Source organism: Blastomonas sp. (genome assembly GCF_041747255.1).
Classification (GTDB): domain Bacteria; phylum Pseudomonadota; class Alphaproteobacteria; order Sphingomonadales; family Sphingomonadaceae; genus Blastomonas.
In genome coordinates, this window is the sequence record NZ_JBGTFM010000291.1 from 1 (window position 1) to 17,461 (window position 17,461).

The following is a 17,461-nucleotide window of genomic DNA, read 5'->3' on the forward strand; positions in this document are numbered from 1 at the left end:
CGCCGCGATCGTCGAGCGCGGTGACAAGCCGCCCGCCGGGTGCCAGTTGGCCGGCAAACGTGTCAGGGATATGGTCGACCGCGCCGTCGACGAGGATCAGCGTATAGGGTGCCGCCTTCGACCAGCCCTTCGCGAGCGGCCCGCGAACGAGCGTAACGTTGGCAAGCTCGCCGAGCGTTTCCTCGGCGCGATCGGCGAGCGCATCGTCGCTTTCGAGCGCGATTACCTCAGCCGTTATGTGCGAAAGCAGTGTGGCGACGTAGCCCGTCGCCGCGCCGACGAGCAGCACGTGGTCGCCGCGCGAAAGATCGGCAGCGACAAGCATGCGACCGACGGTAAGCGGCGGGTTGAGGCTGCGACCGTTGCCGAGCGGAATGCTGCGATCGGTATAGGCAACGCGGGCGCGATCGGCGGGCACGAAGCGTTCGCGGGGAACGCTCGCCATCGCCGCGACGATCGCGCGATCGGTGACGTCCGACGGGCGCAACTGGCTGTCGACCATCGCGCGGCGCATGAGTTCGAAAAATTCGCTATCAGAGGGCTTATCGTGTGTCGACATATCAGCTGCTTATCTCCCTGGCGACTGTATTGCAAGGCCAATACAGTGCGTCGAATCAATTTCCCGCTACGCTTTGCTGTCGTTGCGCTTTCGGGCGCGTTACAGCGTGCCGCGGCGAACGCCAACCGCCGATGGCGCATCCGCGGCGAAACGCGGTTGACTTTGGCGGGCGCGGCTCACAGATGCTCGTGTCCGCGTACCGGGGCCCGATGGCGGAGTGGTTACGCAGAGGACTGCAAATCCTTGCACGCCGGTTCGATTCCGGCTCGGGCCTCCACATCCTTCTACTCGCCCGTAAACTCGGGCGTGTTCTTGGTCAGGAACGCGCTCGCGCCGATCATCGCGTCGGCGCTGTTGGCGGCGCGGCGCTGGCCGTCCGCTTCGTCGGCGAGCGTAGCGGAAAGATCACCGCCGAGCGCGCGGCGCAGATTGGCACGCATCACACCGAGCGCGAGCGTCGGCATCCTGGCAAGGCGCGCGGTGAGTGCATGCGCCTCGTCCATCAACGCGTCGTCGGCGACGCAACGATGGATCAGTCCCCATTCGGCAGCTTTGTCAGCGGCCAGTTTCTCTCCGAGCATCATCAGTTCGGTCGCGCGCGCCTTGCCCGCCAGCCGGGTGAGCATCCAGCTCGCGCCGCCATCGGGCACGAGGCCGATGTTGACGAACGCCTGCAGGAAATACGCGCTCTCGCTGGCCACCACGAAATCGGGCGCAAGGCCGATCGAGCAGCCGACGCCCGCTGCGGGTCCGTTGACCGCGCTGATTGTGGGAATGTGCAGCCGGTGCAGCTTGAGCAGCATCGGGTTGTAATGCTGGGTCAGCGCCCTGTAGCTGCCCTGTCCGCCCGAAATCGAGCTGTCCCGCCCACCCGACAAGTCCGCACCCGAGCAGAAGCCCTTGCCCGCGCCGGTGATGACAAGCGCGCGCGCATCGCCCAGCCGATCAAGCGCATCATTGATCTCGCCCGCCATCGGCAGCGAGCACGCGTTCAGCCGCTCGGGCACGTTCAATGTGATGGTGGCGATCTGGTCGGCGATGTCGAGCTTTATGGTGTCGTAGGTCATCATTTTTCTCCCCTAAAGCCCTCTCCCCTTCAGGGGAGAGGGTTGGGAGAGGGGCAGTCGCCCGACGCTGGCGGGACTTCCGACCCCCTCTCCCTTCGCCACTTCGTGGCTCTTCCCTCTCCCCTGAAGGGGAGAGGGCTGTCTGTATCAATGCCCCTCGCCCGGCTTCGGCGTCTCCATGATCTCGGTCAGCACGCCGCCCATATCCTTGGGATGCACGAAGAAGATCAGCGTACCATGCGCACCGATCCGCGGTTCACCCAGCACCCGCTTGCCCAGCGCTTCAAACTCCGCCTTTGCGCTGTGAATATCGGGCACCTCGTAGCACAAATGATGCTGCCCGCCGTTCGGGTTCTTCTCGAGGAACGAGGCGATGGAGGTGTTGCCCGGCAACGGCTCGACCAGTTCGATCTGCGTGCCATTCAGTGCCCCATCCGCTCCCGGCGTATCGACAAAGCACACCTTCACGCCCTGCTCGGGCAGGTCGAACGGCGCGTGGATCTTGGTCGCACCCATGACATCACGATAGAAGACTATGGCATCTGCGATCGAGGGCGTGGCAACGCCGATGTGGTTGAGACGGCCTAGTTTCATAATCATTCCTTCGGCAGTCGTCGTTGGGCACGGGCATCCGCCCGCGCCTCGTCGATGATTGTCTCCAGTCGCACCAGCCGCTCACTGAGTTTCGACATGGCCTCCCTGATGCCTGCAATGTCCTGATCCTGCCGGTCCGTCACTTTTTCCAGGCGCTCGATATTGGATTGCATCAGAACGACGTTTTTCAGCGCAGATGTGGCCTCGCTCAGCAGACTCATTCGCGTACGCCCATTTTCCGCAAGAACGCGTCGGTTTCCTGGTGGGATTTTTCCATTGTCGAGATCATTCGGTCGATGGATGCGTTCATCTTCGGGACTGCAGCGTTGATCTCTGCGATCAGAGCCGCAAGCTCGGCCTCCTCCTGCTGCGACATATCGTCATCGTCGTCAGTCTTGCGACGGACATACTCCCCCATCGACAAGCCATTGGCAGCGGCACGTTTCGTTAAACGTGCCTTGTTCTCCGGGGTGGTCAAAAACGTCACGCGCTCGGTCTGCATCTCACGCTCCTTCACATTACAATGTCATTGTAATGGTTTGTGGGAAGGGTGGCAACGTACCCCTTAAATCCTCCCCTGCAAGGGGAGGTGGCAGGCGCAGCCTGACGGAGGGGTGATACCCCATCGAGACGGCGACACCCCTCCACCATTCGCTGCGCGAACGGTCCCCCTCCCCTTGCAGGGGAGGCGTGGTATTTCTCGCCATTATCGGTTTCAGTCACATTCGTCAGCCAATTCATCAAGTCGGCAAATTCTTTGATCTATTCCTATTGTAGCTGAAGCTATCATGACGCCAACAATTCCAAAAGTCACAAGTCCGCCAATCCATCCCCATAAACGACTTGTTCGATTAGTTAATTTGACGCCTATAAAAATTGCAGCCGCAATTGAAAATACAGCGAGTACGATCTTGGAAAGTGCGAGTCCCGCCAGTTGGAATTCGATCATGATGCCTCACAACGGAATATTATCATGCTTCTTCCAGGGATTCTCCAGCTGCTTCCCCCGCAGCTTCCGTAACCCCAGCGCGATCCTTCGACGGGTCGAATGCGGCATGATCACCTCGTCGATGAAGCCCTTGGCCGCCGCCACGAACGGGTTGGCGAACCGTGCCTCGTATTCCTTGGTGCGCTCGGCAATCTCGTCTGCCGTACGCCCACGGAAGATAATCTCGACCGCGCCCTTCGCGCCCATCACTGCGATTTCGGCGGTGGGCCAGGCGTAGTTGAGGTCACCGCGCAGATGCTTTGAGGCCATCACGTCATACGCGCCGCCATAGGCCTTGCGGGTAATGACGGTGATCTTCGGCACAGTCGCCTCGGCATAGGCAAACAGCAGTTTCGCACCGTGCTTGATGATGCCGCTGTGCTCCTGCGCCACGCCGGGCAGGAAGCCGGGAACGTCGACGAAGGTGATGATCGGGATGTCAAAACAATCGCAGAAGCGCACGAAGCGCGCGGCTTTTTTCGACGAGTTGATGTCGAGACACCCGGCCAGCACCATCGGCTGGTTGGCGACGACGCCAACGGTGCGGCCCTCGATGCGGCCGAAGCCGGTGATGATATTGCCCGCATGGCTTGGCTGGATTTCAAAGAATTCGCCCTCGTCGAGCGTCTTTTTGATCAGCTCGTGCATGTCATAGGGCATGTTCGGGTTGGCCGGGATCAGCATATCGAGGCTGTTTTCAATGCGATCCCAAGGGTCGGCGGTCGGCCGCTCGGGCAGGTCTTCGCGGTTCGACAGCGGCAGGTAATCGATCAGGTCGCGCGCCGCGAGCAAAGCCTCGATGTCGTTGTCGAACGCCACATCGGCGACGCCCGATTTCGCCGTATGCGTCACCGCGCCGCCAAGCTCCTCCTGGGTTACCACCTCGTTGGTCACGGTCTTGACCACATCGGGGCCGGTGACAAACATGTAGCTCGAATCCTTCACCATGAAGATGAAGTCGGTCATCGCGGGCGAATAGACCGCGCCGCCTGCGCATGGCCCCATGATCAGCGAGAGCTGCGGCACGACGCCGCTCGCCAGCACGTTGCGCTGGAACACTTCGGCATAGCCACCGAGCGACGCGACGCCCTCCTGAATGCGCGCGCCGCCCGAATCGTTGAGGCCGATCACCGGCGCGCCAACCTTCATCGCCATATCCATGATCTTGCAGATCTTCTGCGCGTGCCGTTCAGACAGCGACCCGCCGAACACCGTGAAGTCCTGGCTGAACACAAACACCAGTCGACCATTGATGGTGCCCGATCCGGTGACCACGCCATCGCCGGGGATGATCTGGTCCTGCATGCCAAAATCGGTGCAGTTGTGTTCGACATACATGTCGAGTTCTTCAAAGCTGCCCGGATCAAGCAGCACATCGATTCGTTCGCGCGCGGTCAGCTTGCCTTTGCTGTGCTGCGCCGCGATGCGCTTTTCGCCGCCGCCCAATTGCGCCTTGTCGCGCCGCTCTGCCAACTCTTCCAATATGGCCTGCATGGCGCTCTCCCTGACTGGTCTTTGACCGTCCTCTTTTCAGCCTTTGCGCGGTCAGGCAATGCAAAAATTGTGCACCCGCACATCGAATGCTTGCAGGCCGGTGGCGCTCACAGTTCAATTCCGCAGCGACAATCCGTAGGGCAGAAAGGCTCAGACCTTGACCATGCCACGTTCGATCAGACTGTGGGCGGTCGCCAGCAACGCTTCTTCGGGCGGACGCATCGTCCAGCCCAATGTGGTCATGGCATGGCTGGAATCGCCGCCGCGCACATTGCCGAGCTCTGCGACCAGCTGTTTGAGCTCGGGGCGCAGCAGCGCCATTGCCTTGAGCAACCAGTCGGGCATCCGCCGTGTCGGCACCTTGCGCGCCCTCTCGCCCAGATTGGCGCACAGGATGTTTGCGACATCGATCATCTTGAGGAACGGCCCCGAGCAGACATAGCGCTCATCGCGGATGTCGGCTGCGGTCAGCGCGCGCACGTGCAGATCGGCGACATCGCGCACATCGATAATGCCAAAGCCGACATCGGGGCACATCGGCACCTTGCCCTCGAGCAGCTGCTTGACCACCTCGATCGAGGTCGAGATGTCATCGCTGAGCAGCGGACCGAACACCGCCGCCGGGTTGACCGAGGCAAATTCCATGTCGCCGCCGTGCGCGGCCACCCAGTCGCGCGCGGCGCGTTCGGCAATCGTCTTGGACCGGATATAGGGCATCACGCCGGGGTCGTTGATGTTGGTCCAGTCGGCCTCGGTGTTCATCCGCACCCCTTTGCCATGGCCATAGGCGATCGCCGCCATCGACGAGGTGAGCACAAAGCGCCGCACCCCGGCCTCCTTGGCAAAGCGCAGCGCGCGCAGCGCCCCTTCGCGCGCGGGGACGATCAGCTCATCGGGATGGCTGGGCACGCCGAGCGGGAACGGCGATGCGACATGCGCGACATGGCTGCATCCGGCCATCGCATCGGCCCAGCCGGCATCATTCTCAAGATCGGCGGCAAAAAAGGCGAGCCGGTCGTCGGCAAGCCCCAAAGTCTGGCGCACCCGGGCTTCGCGCGACAGCTTGCGCACGGTGGTGTGCACGGTCCAGCCGGCATCGACCAGCTGGCGGATCAGAAACCCCGCAATATAACCCGACCCGCCGGTCACCAGCACCTTGCCCGTCATCGCACCGCCCTCCCCTGCTATCACGTAGGGGGCAAGGATAAGGCGGTGCGCTGATCAGGGCAATGTGCGGCGTGCGCCCGCCACGGCTTACTTGAGCAGCACGAGTTCCTCGGCCATGCTCGGGTGCAGTGCCACGGTGTCGTCGAACGCCTGCTTGGTCAGCCCCGCCTTCACCGCGACAGCAGCTGCCTGCAGGATCTCGGGCGAATCCGGGCCGATCATGTGCAGGCCCAGGATGCGCCCCGATGGCTCCTCGGTGATCATCTTGTAGAGCCCGCGTTCGGCGCGGTGCGCGAAGACGTTGCGCATCGGGCGGAAATCAGACGAATAGACGCGGATGTTGCCATAGCGGTTGCGCGCCTCGCCTTCGGTAAGGCCGACCGAGGCGATCGGCGGCTGCGAGAACACAGCTGCGGGGATGCAGCCATAGTCGACCGTGCTGGGCTTGTCTCCGAACACTGTGTCGGCAAAGGCCTGGCCCTCGCGGATCGCGACCGGGGTCAGCTGCACCCGGTTGGTGACATCGCCGACCGCATAGATGCTGTCGCACGACGTCTTGCTGTAGTCGTCGACCGGGATCGCGCCAAGATCGTCGGGGGTGATCCCGACATGCCCCAGCCCCAGCCCTTCGACATTGGGTACGCGGCCGGTGGCGAACAGCACGATATCGGCGTGGATCGGGTCGTGGCCGGTGAGATACACGTCGAGTGTGCCATCCTCGCGCTTTTCGACCTTCTCGAACGGGGCCTTGAACTTGAACTCGATGCCCTTGGTCATGTAGATCTGCAGCAGCCGGTCGCGGACCTGCTCGTCATAGCCGCGCAGGATCGTGTTGCCGCGATTAACAACGGTGACGCGCGTGCCAAGCGCGTTCAAAATCCCGGCAAACTCGTTGGCGATATAGCCGCCGCCCGCGATCACCGCGCGCTTGGGCAATGCATCGAGGTGGAACATCTCGTTGGAGGTGATGCACAGGTCCGAGCCCGGAAATTCAGGCACGAACGGCCGCGCGCCGGTGGCGATCAGGATGAACTTCGCGCTGACCTCCTGCCCGCTGGCCAGCCTCACCCGGTGCGGCGCGATGATCGTCGCGCGTTCGTGGAAGATGTGGACATCGTGATTGTTGAGCGTGGTGGTATAGGCCGCGTTCAGCCGGTCGACATCGTTCAGCACATGGTCGCGCAGCGCGGGCCAGCTGAAGCTGGCGCCCTCGATGGTCCAGCCGTAGTTTTTCGCGTCCTCAAGGTCCTCGGCAAAATGTGATCCATATACCAGCAGCTTCTTGGGGACGCAGCCGCGAATGACGCATGTGCCGCCGACGCGATGTTCCTCTGCCACCGCCACCTTGGCGCCATAAGCAGAGGCGACGCGCGACGCGCGCACGCCGCCTGATCCTGCCCCGATGACGAACAGGTCGAAATCATACTCACTCATGCAATCTAATCTCCGTAGCGCCCCCTTAAAGCCCGGCAGCCTCGATCAGCGCGCGGGTGGAGGGGTCGAAATCGCCGGACTGGCGCTCGCCGATGGATTTGGCGATTTCCTTGCCCAGTTCAACACCGAACTGGTCAAAAGGGTTGATTCCCAGCAGCATCGCGTTGGCAAAGGTGCGGTGTTCGTAGAACGCAACCAGCGCGCCAAGGCTTTTGGGATCGATGGTGTCCAGCAGGATGGTGGTCGACGGGCGGTCACCTGGGTAGCTGCGCTGCGGGTCATCGCTCGCCTTGCCGGTCATCAGGGCCGACCCTTGCGCAAAGCAGTTGGTGAGCAAAATCTGGTGATGCTCGGCATCGAACTCATGATCGGGTAGCCGCGCGGCGATGAACTCGACCGGGGTGAGGTGGGTGCCCTGATGCAGCAGCTGGAACACCGCATGCTGCGCATCGGTGCCCACCCCGCCCCACACGATGGGCGAGCTCGGCCGGGTGAGCGCGCTGCCATCGCGCAGCACGCGCTTGCCGTTGCTCTCCATCTCGAGCTGCTGGAGGAAATCGGGCAGCAGCCGCAGCCGCTCGTCATAAGCGAACACGGCGCGGGTCTGGCAGCGGCGCGCCTGCGCATAATACAGGTCCACAAAGGCCGCGAGCACCGGCAGGTTGCGCTCCAGCGGGGCGGAAGCAAAATGCGCGTCCATCGCGGCGGCTCCGGCGCGGAATGCGGCAAAGGCCTCATTGCCCAGCGCCATCGCCACCGGAAAGCCGATGCTCGACCACACCGAATAGCGCCCGCCGACAGTGTCAGAAAACGGCAGGATGCGGGTTTCGTCGATGCCCCATTCGGCAGCTTTTTCGGGCGCGGCGGTGAGTGCGACCAGACGGCCATAGGGGTCTTCCACGCCGCTAGCGCGCAGCCATTCGATCGCGCTGTTGGCATTGAGCAATGTTTCGGTGGTGGTGAAGGTCTTTGAGGCGATGGCGACCAATGTCCGGCTGGGGTCGAAGCGGCTGACCGCCTCGGACAGCGCCGCGCCATCGACGTTGGAGACCACCGCGATGTCATAGCGATCACCATCGCGCGCCAGCGCATCGACGATCAGCTTGGGCCCCAGCGCCGATCCGCCAATGCCGATGTGCAGCACATGCTTGATGTCGCCGAACACGCCCTCATCAATCGCGCTGACCAAGGCTGCCATGCGCATGTGCAGCGCGTCTGCTTGGCGCACCGCATCGGCCGCGCCGGTGCCGCGCTCTGCCGGATGTTCGGCGGCGCGGTCCTCGCTGATGTTGATCTTCGCGCCCGCCAGCAACTGGTCGCGCATCCCCGCAAGATGCATCGCCTTGGCCAGATCATGAAACAGCCCAAGCAGCCCGGCATCAAGATGGGTCTTGGAAAAATCGAACAGAATGTCGGTGTCGCCAAGGTCCAGCCGGTGCGACAGCATCTCCAGCCGTGCGTCATCATCAGCGAACAACTTGGCCAGCGGCCGGGCCGGATAATCCTCGATCGCTTGCCAGATCGCATCGGCCTCGGTTGACATCAACATGGTCCCTTGTTTGTTGCGGTGGCTGGCGACGTGCACCCGGATGGGCCAGAATGGCGCATCATGCCTGATTCTTATGGCGCTCTGACTGCCGACAAAGGCTTGACGGCGCAAGGGGGCATCAGCAAAGGGAGCCAATGAACGAAACCGCCGCCACCGCCCCGAAACCCAGGTCAGAAACCGCAGATTTTCTGCTGTTTCTGGTCAAGCTTGCGATTTTCTTCTTCATTTTGCGCAGCTTTATCGTTTCGCCGTTCAATATCCCGTCGGAATCGATGCAGCCCCGGCTGGTGGTGGGCGATTATCTGCTCGTGTCGAAATGGTCCTATGGCTATTCGCGCTATTCGATGCCGTTCAATCTGCCGCTGATCCCCGGACGCATCATGGCGAGCCAGCCGGACCACGGCGATGTCGTGGTGTTCAAGGCCCCGCCTGAGGCCAACACCGACTATATCAAGCGGGTCATCGGCCTGCCCGGCGACACCGTGCAGATGCGCGACGGCGATTTGTGGCTCAACGGCAAGCAGGTGCAGCGCGAGCAGGTCGCCGATTTCATCATCCCCGTCTCGCCCAACACGCGCTGCTATGACCGCAGCTTCCAGATTGAAGGCCCGCAGGGAAGCGCGGTGTGCAGCTACCCGCGCTTCCGCGAGACCCTGCCCAACGGCAAATCCTATTACATTCTCGATCTGATCGACGCGCCGCGCGACGACACCGAAGTCATCACCGTGCCGCAGGGCCATATGTTCCTGATGGGCGACAACCGCGACAACAGCCTCGACAGCCGCTTCCCCGCGATCGATGGCCAGGGAATCGGCATCGTGCCGCAGGAATTTCTGGTGGGCCGCGCGCTCGTCTCGATCTTCTCGACCGATGGGTCAGCCAGCCTGTTCCTGCCGTGGACCTGGTTTACTGCGGCGCGCTGGGACCGCATCGGGGAAGGCTTTTGAGCCAACCGGTTGATCTGGCGGCGCTGCAGCCGATCATCGATCACATGCCCCGTGACCCCGGCCTGTTCGTCCAGGCGCTCACCCACGGCAGCACCGGCCTCACCCCCGATTACCAGCGGCTCGAATTTCTCGGCGACCGGGTGCTGGGCATGGTCATCGCCGACCTGCTGATCGCGCGCTTCCCGCAGGCGAGCGAGGGGCAGATGTCATCGTTCCTCAACCGCCTCGTCTCGCGCGAGAGCTGCGCCGAGATTGCGCGCGCGTGCAGCCTTGGCCCGCTCATCCGGCTGGGCAAGCAGGCGCGCGACGATGGCGGCGCGGGCAGCACCAACATCCTTGGCGATGTCGTCGAGGCGTTGATCGGCGCGCTGTATCTCGATGGCGGCATGGCGAGCGCAAGGGCGTTCATCGAGCGTCACTGGGCGACACGCATCGCCGCGATCAGCGAGGCCCCGCGCCACCCCAAATCCGAATTGCAGGAGTGGGCGGCGGCGCGTAATCGCAAGACCCCGGTTTACATCATGCTGGGCAAATCAGGGCCGGACCATGACCTGCGCTTTACCGTGCGCGTCGAGATCAAGGGGCTGGGCGCAGCAGAAGCGACCGGCAGCAGCAAACAGGAAGCCGAGACGCAAGCCGCAAGGCAGTTTCTGGCGGAGCATAATTTATGACCGAAGATACCCCCACACCCCCCATCAGCCCGGCCCGCTGCGGACTCGTCGCCGTCATCGGCGCGCCGAATGCGGGCAAGTCCACGCTCGTCAACCAGCTGGTCGGGCAGAAGGTCGCGATCACCAGCCCCAAGGCGCAGACGACGCGCGTCCGCTTGCTCGGCATCGCGATCGCGGGCGAGACACAAATCATGCTGGTCGATACGCCGGGCATTTTCGATCCCCATCGCCGCTTCGACCGCGCGATGGTGAGCGCAGCGTGGGAAGGCTCGGACGGCGCGGACGTGATCGCATTGGTGGTCGATGCCAAGGCCAAGCTCAACGAGCGGCTGACCAGGTTGGTCGAGCAGCTGGCGAGCCGCCGCGAACGCAAGATTCTGGTGCTCAACAAGGTCGATATCGCCGCCAAGGACAAGCTGCTGATCCAGGCGCAGAAACTGCACGCGGCGGGCAAGTTCGACGAGGTGTTCTTCGTCAGCGCGATGACCGGCGACGGCGTGCCCGAGCTGAAAGCGTGGCTCGCCGCCGCGATGCCCGAAGGCGTGTGGCACTTCCCCGAAGATCAGGTATCAGACGCCAGCGAACGCATCCTTGCCACCGAAATCACCCGCGAACAGCTGTTCAACCAGCTCCACGCCGAACTGCCCTATGCCAGCGCGGTGGTCCCGGAGAAATACGTCACCCGCAAGGATGGCTCGGTCGAAATCCACCAACAAATCCTCGTCGCCCGCGAAACCCAACGCGCCATCGTGCTGGGCAAAGGCGGTTCACGGATCAAGGAAATCGGGGAAAAGGCGCGGGGTGAGCTGGCGAAGGTGCTGGGGGTGGACATCCACCTTTACCTGCACGTCAAGGTGCAGGAAGGTTGGGACGAAGACCGCGAGATTTATGAGACGATTGGGCTGGGGTGGGTGAAGTAGGACAGGAGAACTACGCTCGCCCGCACAGAGTTAGGTTAGAAGGCGAAGAATGTGAGTCTTCGCAGTGCAATATTGTCGCCCACAAATTTGCCACCATCAAGAGAAAAGGTGCCTTGAAGGGCTGGCACAGCTATTCAGTTGCGAAAGTTGATGGCAAACTCGCGCAGCCTTTTGTCTGCAGCAGACAGAACCTCCTCTTTGAACTCGTTTTGATGGCGTAGGGCTACCGCTTCGAAGGTCAATTCCGGCATCCCGCGGTCTATCAGCATTCGAAATCCATCCGAGACATTGCCCAATACCAGATCGGCTACCGTTTGATGCTCGCCATCCCGTTTAATCTTTTGTCGGGTGCGCGAAAGCAGGATGGTCTTTCCTCGTTCTTCCTTCAACGCGCCTTCTAGCGCAAATATGCTCTGCCAGACGTCGTGCTCAAGAGTCCCCGGGTGGGCGGATGGCGAAATTGCATAAAGGCGAAGCAAAGCGGCGCGGCGAACGGTGGGCTGGTCAAGCCTAAGCGCGTTATCAGCAATCCTAGCGAGCTGCTTGGGGTCGCTGCACCTTGCGATGATCTGCAGAGCATTCTTTGCCTGCGCATCGGTTCCTATTTGCGTCATCGACTAGGCTCCTTCGACAAAAAAGGAACCTGAAGAATTCGGCATGGCTGCCTTTTCGTTGGCTTGCCAAACGAACGAGACGTCCAATTCGATACCGAAGCTAGATGCGATGACATACGCTTGTCGCCAAGCCGAGTTGGCTGCCTGCCCTTGGATTGATAGTCCTGCAGTCTCGAGGTATTTGAACCCGCTGTCTTCCCGCTGACCCGCTTGGCTATTCACCGTTATCATATCAAGGATGTCTTGGGTTGCGATACCGCGTGCCGCTGCTTCAACGATGACGGCGTTCATTACTGAGTTCCAAAACGTATCTGACTTCGGAAGTAATTTCCCGCCGATCTTTGCGTTCTTCAACGTGGTGAAGCTTAGGTCAGGCGGGGCGGCAGGGTTAAAGGTCCTGTTGGCATCACTTTTAGCACCCGATCCCGGATCTTCGTCGCCAGCTTCAAGTGCGCGAAGAGCGCGCTCAATGACTGAAACAGGAGTATCAACAAGAGGGATTGCGTGCCTTTGCAGGCGTGCAAAAAGTTCATCGGGCAATTCAATCGCATAAACCATATAGAGCCTCCTATAATCTGGTGAGCCACTGACCGCCACCGTAGTGTTCATATGGTCTATAGCGCTCATATTGTCAATATAAATCTTATGATCGTGCCACAGGCGATATGAAGACCCGAAACGATGGCACCGGCGCTGTCCCAAGTCTATCGTGCTGGAGCTTGACGAAAAGCTTGCGTTCCTCGGCACCAAAAAACCCGGCAAACATCTGTTTCTGCTTGACAAGATGCGCGACGCCGGTGCGCGGATTGTCGGGAATTCCCGAGGAGTTAGTCTAAACGCGGCCGCCCAGACGCAGCACTTCACTCGGCACAATAAATCAACGCAGCCCGTATTCCCGCAGCGTCGAATAATGCGACAGGCCATCGAGCAGGTGCAGCGCCTCGACGCGTGGCAGGCGGTGGGCGAGGTCTTGTGCCATTGTGGCCGGTGACCAGTTGTCGGCGCTGCCGTGATAGAGCGTGACCGGCTGCGTCACCCGATCGAGTTCGGCCACCCAGTCCTGCACGTACAGCGCGATTTCGCGGCGGTAGGTGCCGAGGCCGGGGCCGAGCGACTGCTGCAGGACCGGCAGCATCGCGGCCTTGAAGGCCGGGTCCGCACTCAATGTCCGGTCCTCGCCCTGCGCAGAGGCGAACAGTGCATCGTAGAGCTTGCCCGGGGCAATCCTGGCCACGCCCGATTGCAACCGCGCCAGCGCCGCGAACAGCAACGGGCTCGACCGGGCGAGCCTGAACACCGGCGCGCCCGCCATGCCATCAAGATAATCGCCGAGGCCGAGCGGCGCGGCTGCGGATATGAGATCGATGCTGGCGACCTGCGATCCCAGAAACGGCGCGGTGCGCAGGGCCGCGCTCGCCCCTAACGAAAAGCCGACGAGGCGCAGTGCTGCGCCGGGATTTTGCGTCTGAATGGCGGCAGCGAGCGTCGCGAAATAGGTGGCCCGGCTATTGGGCGACAAGCCGCAGGACCGGTCAAGGACATGCACGTGTGCACGCGCAGGGGCCACATCGGCATCGAACAGCGCCAGCTCACCTGCGCCGCCGGGAAGCCCGTGGAAGTATATCACCTGCTCGGTCATGAGGTTCGATTATCATACCTCTGCAGGGGTGTTAATCCGGCAAGGATGGCGCGATAAGAGCAGCGCTATCAGTGTCCGTCATCCTGAACTCGTTTCAGGATCCATGTCTCGTTTCGCACGAACCTTGCCCAGACGCACGATGGATGCTGAAACGAACCTGTCCTGAGCGAAGTCGAAGGGTTCAGCATGACGCAATTGGGTCACCGCTGCGCGTCAACCCTCTGGTCGCAATCCGCCGTTTTCCGGCGCATGCCGGAATCCAGAGCGTCTACGGCGCAACCCCGCCCCTGGACCCCGGCTTTCGCCGGAGAACGGGAGGGCGCATCCGCTGCGGTTGGCGCGGGGCCTTCGACAGGCTCAGGCTGAGCGGGCTTGGGTGCAGGGCTGCGCGCGGGGCCTAGCTTTCGGTCTTTGCGGGTGCCTTTTTCGCCGCTGCTTTTTTGGGCGCGGGCTTCTTCGCCGGAGCCTTCTTCACCGCCGCTTTCTTCGGCGCCGCCTTCTTCGCTGCCGGCTTCTTGCCTTTCTTCGCCGGAGCCTTGGCGGCGCGTTCGGCGATCAGCGCCAGCGCCGCTTCCAGCGTCAGTTCGTCCTTGTTGACGTCCTTGGGGATGGTCGCGTTGACGCTGCCGTCGGTGACGTAGGCGCCGTAGCGGCCGTCCATGATCTTGACGTCGGTATCGGTCGCCGGGTTCTTGCCGAGCACTTTCAGCGGAGCGGGCGCGGCGCGGTTGGCGCGGCCGGGGTTGGCGAGCGCCTCGGCGAGCTTGACCACGGCGGCGTTCATGCCGGTTTCGAACACCTCCATCGTGCCGCCGAGCTTGGCGTATTTGCCGTTGTGCGACAGATACGGTCCATAGCGGCCGATGCTCGCGGTAATCACCTGGCCGGTTTCGGGGTGCGCGCCGATCTCGCGCGGCAGCGAGAGCAGCTTGAGCGCCCAGTCCAGCCCGAAATCCTCGCCCGGCACGTCCTTGGGGATCGACGAGCGCTTCGCCTCCTTGCCCTCGCCCAGCTGGACATAGGGGCCGAAACGCCCGCTGCGCTTGGTCACCGGCTCGCCGCTCGCCGGATCGGTGCCCAGCTCTTCGGGGCCGCTGTCGCCGCCATCGCCCTCGCCGCCGCCTTGCGCGAAACGGCGAGTGTATTTGCATTCGGGATAGTTCGAGCACGCGACGAACGCGCCGAACTTGCCGCCGCGCAGCGCGAGACGGCCCTCGTTGCACTTGGGACACAGGCGCGGATCGCCGCCATCGGCAAGCTTGGGGAACAGGTACGGCTCAAGGAAGATGTCGAGCTCGGCGGTGATTTCAGACGGCTGGCGCTCCATCACCTCGGCGGTCTTGGGCTTGAAATCACGCCAGAACGCTTCAAGCACCTTGCGCCATTCCGCACGCCCGCCGCTGACATCGTCGAGCTCTTCCTCAAGCCCTGCGGTAAAGTCATAGGCGACATAACGTTCAAAAAACCGTTCCAGAAAACCTGTCAGCAATCGCCCCGATTCCTCTGCAAAGAAACGGTTTTTCTCGACCTTCACATAGGATCGATCCTTCAGCACCTGAATGATCGAGGCGTAGGTTGAAGGCCGCCCGATGCCCAGTTCCTCAAGCCGCTTGACCAGCGACGCTTCCGAAAAGCGCGGCGGCGGCTGGGTGAAATGCTGCACCGCATCGACCGATTTCTTGGCCGGGCTGTCGCCCTTGGACATGATCGGCAGCAGGCCGCCGTCATCGCTGTCGCTGTCGTCCAGACCTTCCTCGTAGAGCGCGAGGAAGCCGGGGAACTTGACCACCTGGCCATTGGCGCGCAGCGCGGTGCGGCCCGTGCCGTCGACCAGCTCGACCACGGTGCGCTCAAGCTGCGCCGTCGCCATCTGGCTGGCCAGCGCGCGCTTGAAGATCAGGTCGTACAGCCGCGCATGGTCGGCGGAACCTGCCTTGTCGCGCGAAAAATCGGTGGGGCGGATCGCCTCGTGCGCTTCCTGCGCGTTCTTCGCCTTGGTCTGGTACTGGCGCGGGGTTTCGGACAGGTAATGGCCCGAATAGCGGTCCGCAATCGCCTTGCGCGCTTCCTGGATCGCGCCCGCGTCCATCTGCACCCCGTCGGTCCGCATATAGGTGATCGCGCCGTCCTCATACAGGCCCTGTGCAATGCGCATCGTGTGGCTGGCCGAGAAGCCGAGCTTGCGCGCCGCCTCCTGCTGCAGCGTCGATGTCGTGAACGGCGGCGGCGGGTTGCGCTTCAAGGGCTTGGTCTCGACCGTCTCGACCACGAAATGCCCGGCCTCGACCTTGGCCTTCGCCGCCTCTGCTGCGCCTGCATTGCCCAGCGACAGCTTGTCGAGCTTCTCACCCTCGAGCCGCACCAGCCGCGCGGTGAAGGGCTGGCCGCCCTGCTCCATCTGCGCGGTGACCGACCAGTATTCCTGCGCGGTGAACGCCTCGATCTCGCGCTCGCGCTCGACGATCAGCCGCAGCGCCACCGATTGCACCCGGCCCGCCGATTTCGCGCCGGGCAGCTTGCGCCACAGCACCGGCGACAGCGTGAAGCCGACCAGATAATCAAGTGCCCGGCGCGCGCGATAGGCATCGATCAGGTCATCATCGAGCTGACGCGGCGCGGCCATCGCCTCGGTCACCGCCTTTTTGGTGATCGCGTTGAAGGTCACGCGCTCGACCTCCTTGGGCAGCACCTTGCGCTTTTTGAGCACCTCGAGCACGTGCCAGCTGATCGCCTCGCCCTCGCGGTCAGGGTCGGTCGCGAGGATCAGGCGGTCGGCCTTCTTGGCCTCGTCGGTGATGGCTTTGAGCTGCCGGGTCTTGTCGGCATAGGCCTCCCAGACCATGTCGAAATCATGGTCGGGATCGACAGAGCCATCCTTGGGTGCGAGATCGCGAATGTGTCCGTAAGATGCCAGCACCCGGTAATCCGCCCCAAGATATTTTTCGATGGTCTTGGCCTTGGCCGGCGACTCGACGATAACCAGTTGCATTGATTGGACTTTCTGAAATCTCTCGCGTGTGCGTATAGCTGGACGGGGTTTTTGCCCTTCGTCAAGGGGCTTCCATAGCGCGAAATATGTGTCAGACCAGCGACACCCGGCCTGCCGCATGACGCTCGATCCGACCGGCGAGTTCGAGATCGAGCAACACCGCCTGCACCGCGCCCAAGTTCAGCCCTGACTGGCGCGCCAGCTCGTCGACCGCCACCGGCACCGTGCCCAGCAAATCGACCAGCATGCGGCGCGCCAGATCGTCGGGCTCGCTGAAATGGGCGGTAGCGGCGAACAGCGGCGGATCTGCGAGCACCGGTCCGCGCGGCAGCCGCTGTCCGGCGGCGAACGGTTCGATCAACTCAAGGATATCGCCGATGCTCTGTACAAGCGTGGCGCCGCTGCGGATCAGCTCGTTGCAGCCGCGCGAGCGCGCATCGAGCGGCGATCCGGGGATGGCCATCACGTCGCGCCCTGCCTCTGCCGCCAGCCGCGCGGTGATCAGCGATCCTGATTTCGGCGCGGCCTCGACCACGAGCGTTCCCAGCGCCAGCCCGGCAATGATGCGGTTGCGATAGGGGAAGTGCCGCGCCAGCGGCTCGCTGCCCGGCGGCTGTTCAGCGATCACCAGCGCGCGATGCCCCATCTCGGCCTGCAGCGCACGGTTTTCGGGCGGATAGGCGATGTCGATGCCCGATGCGATGACGCCTGCGGTGCGCGCCTGCCCGCTCCCGGCGATCTGCAGCGCACCATTGTGCGCGGCTGAATCGATGCCGCGCGCGAGGCCTGAGACGACCAGATAGCCCGCTTCGGCCAGTTCGCCCGCGAT

General features: G+C 62.7%; 18 protein-coding genes and 1 tRNA gene. 4 read left to right on the forward strand and 15 right to left on the reverse strand.

The annotated features are described in order from the left end of the window. A partial coding sequence (locus ACEW8G_RS09985) for a protein-L-isoaspartate O-methyltransferase (RefSeq protein WP_373488276.1) occupies positions 1 to 559 on the reverse strand: 559 nt, incomplete at its 3' end. 203 nt (positions 560 to 762) lie between these two features. Between ACEW8G_RS09985 and ACEW8G_RS09990 the strand changes: the two genes are divergently transcribed. Further along, positions 763 to 836 (forward strand) — tRNA-Cys (locus ACEW8G_RS09990). A 7-nt stretch (positions 837 to 843) separates the two neighbouring features. Here the strand turns inward: ACEW8G_RS09990 and ACEW8G_RS09995 are convergent. The 9 genes from ACEW8G_RS09995 to pgi all read right to left on the reverse strand — a co-directional run bounded on the left by ACEW8G_RS09995 (position 844) and on the right by pgi (position 8,846). Beyond that, positions 844 to 1,626 carry an enoyl-CoA hydratase-related protein gene (locus ACEW8G_RS09995; RefSeq protein WP_373488293.1) on the reverse strand — a complete coding sequence of 261 codons (783 nt, stop codon included), beginning with the start codon at positions 1,624 to 1,626 and terminating at the stop codon, positions 844 to 846. Positions 1,627 to 1,773: 147 nt separating this feature from the next. Next, complete coding sequence (gene mce, locus ACEW8G_RS10000) at positions 1,774 to 2,220, reverse strand: methylmalonyl-CoA epimerase (protein WP_373488277.1); 447 nt, start codon at positions 2,218 to 2,220, stop codon at positions 1,774 to 1,776. 2 nt (positions 2,221 to 2,222) lie between these two features. Next, positions 2,223 to 2,441: a hypothetical protein gene (locus ACEW8G_RS10005; RefSeq protein WP_373488278.1), complete on the reverse strand. Its 219-nt coding sequence runs from the start codon at positions 2,439 to 2,441 to the stop codon at positions 2,223 to 2,225. Continuing rightward, positions 2,438 to 2,722 carry a hypothetical protein gene (locus tag ACEW8G_RS10010; protein WP_373488279.1) on the reverse strand — a complete coding sequence of 95 codons (285 nt, stop codon included), beginning with the start codon at positions 2,720 to 2,722 and terminating at the stop codon, positions 2,438 to 2,440. The genes ACEW8G_RS10005 and ACEW8G_RS10010 overlap by 4 nt, the downstream gene beginning before the upstream one ends. Before the next feature lie 213 nt (positions 2,723 to 2,935). After that, on the reverse strand, positions 2,936 to 3,169 hold the full coding sequence (locus tag ACEW8G_RS10015; protein ID WP_373488280.1) for a hypothetical protein: 234 nt from the start codon (positions 3,167 to 3,169) through the stop codon (positions 2,936 to 2,938). Positions 3,170 to 3,175: 6 nt separating this feature from the next. After that, positions 3,176 to 4,702, reverse strand: coding sequence for an acyl-CoA carboxylase subunit beta (locus ACEW8G_RS10020; RefSeq protein ID WP_373488281.1), 1,527 nt, complete (start codon positions 4,700 to 4,702; stop codon positions 3,176 to 3,178). 150 nt (positions 4,703 to 4,852) lie between these two features. Then, a complete protein-coding gene (locus ACEW8G_RS10025) occupies positions 4,853 to 5,869 on the reverse strand; it encodes an NAD-dependent epimerase/dehydratase family protein (RefSeq protein ID WP_373488282.1) in 1,017 nt (338 codons plus the stop codon). Between the two features lie 87 nt (positions 5,870 to 5,956). Next, complete coding sequence (gorA, locus tag ACEW8G_RS10030; RefSeq protein WP_373488283.1) at positions 5,957 to 7,303, reverse strand: glutathione-disulfide reductase; 1,347 nt, start codon at positions 7,301 to 7,303, stop codon at positions 5,957 to 5,959. Positions 7,304 to 7,328: 25 nt separating this feature from the next. Further along, positions 7,329 to 8,846: a glucose-6-phosphate isomerase gene (pgi, locus tag ACEW8G_RS10035; RefSeq protein ID WP_373488284.1), complete on the reverse strand. Its 1,518-nt coding sequence runs from the start codon at positions 8,844 to 8,846 to the stop codon at positions 7,329 to 7,331. A 140-nt stretch (positions 8,847 to 8,986) separates the two neighbouring features. On the opposite strand from pgi, the gene lepB reads away from it, so the two are divergent. Genes lepB through era form a run of 3 tightly spaced genes read left to right on the forward strand, consistent with a single transcriptional unit; the run spans position 8,987 to position 11,390 of the window. After that, positions 8,987 to 9,799 (forward strand): signal peptidase I, encoded by an 813-nt coding sequence (lepB, locus tag ACEW8G_RS10040; protein WP_373488285.1) that lies wholly within the window; start codon positions 8,987 to 8,989, stop codon positions 9,797 to 9,799. After that, positions 9,796 to 10,470, forward strand: a complete 675-nt coding sequence (rnc, locus tag ACEW8G_RS10045) for a ribonuclease III (protein ID WP_373488286.1) — start codon at positions 9,796 to 9,798, stop codon at positions 10,468 to 10,470. The genes lepB and rnc overlap by 4 nt, the downstream gene beginning before the upstream one ends. After that, positions 10,467 to 11,390, forward strand: a complete 924-nt coding sequence (gene era / locus ACEW8G_RS10050; protein WP_373488287.1) for a GTPase Era — start codon at positions 10,467 to 10,469, stop codon at positions 11,388 to 11,390. Before rnc ends, era begins: the two co-directional genes overlap by 4 nt. 134 nt (positions 11,391 to 11,524) lie before the next feature. Here era and ACEW8G_RS10055 read toward each other — a convergent pair whose 3' ends face one another. From ACEW8G_RS10055 to ACEW8G_RS10075, 5 genes are all read right to left on the reverse strand, one after another. Beyond that, the gene (locus ACEW8G_RS10055) at positions 11,525 to 12,004 is read right to left on the reverse strand and encodes a hypothetical protein (protein WP_373488288.1); all 480 of its coding nucleotides are present in this window, start codon (positions 12,002 to 12,004) and stop codon (positions 11,525 to 11,527) included. A 3-nt stretch (positions 12,005 to 12,007) separates the two neighbouring features. Next, positions 12,008 to 12,562 (reverse strand): T4SS efffector SepA family protein, encoded by a 555-nt coding sequence (locus ACEW8G_RS10060; protein WP_373488289.1) that lies wholly within the window; start codon positions 12,560 to 12,562, stop codon positions 12,008 to 12,010. Between the two features lie 319 nt (positions 12,563 to 12,881). Further along, the gene (locus ACEW8G_RS10065; RefSeq protein WP_373488290.1) at positions 12,882 to 13,643 is read right to left on the reverse strand and encodes an alpha/beta fold hydrolase; all 762 of its coding nucleotides are present in this window, start codon (positions 13,641 to 13,643) and stop codon (positions 12,882 to 12,884) included. Between the two features lie 397 nt (positions 13,644 to 14,040). Further along, a complete protein-coding gene (gene topA, locus ACEW8G_RS10070; RefSeq protein ID WP_373488291.1) occupies positions 14,041 to 16,632 on the reverse strand; it encodes a type I DNA topoisomerase in 2,592 nt (863 codons plus the stop codon). 91 nt (positions 16,633 to 16,723) lie between these two features. Beyond that, positions 16,724 to 17,461, reverse strand: a 738-nt coding sequence (locus tag ACEW8G_RS10075) for a DNA-processing protein DprA (RefSeq protein WP_373488292.1), incomplete at its 5' end; no start/stop codon positions are given.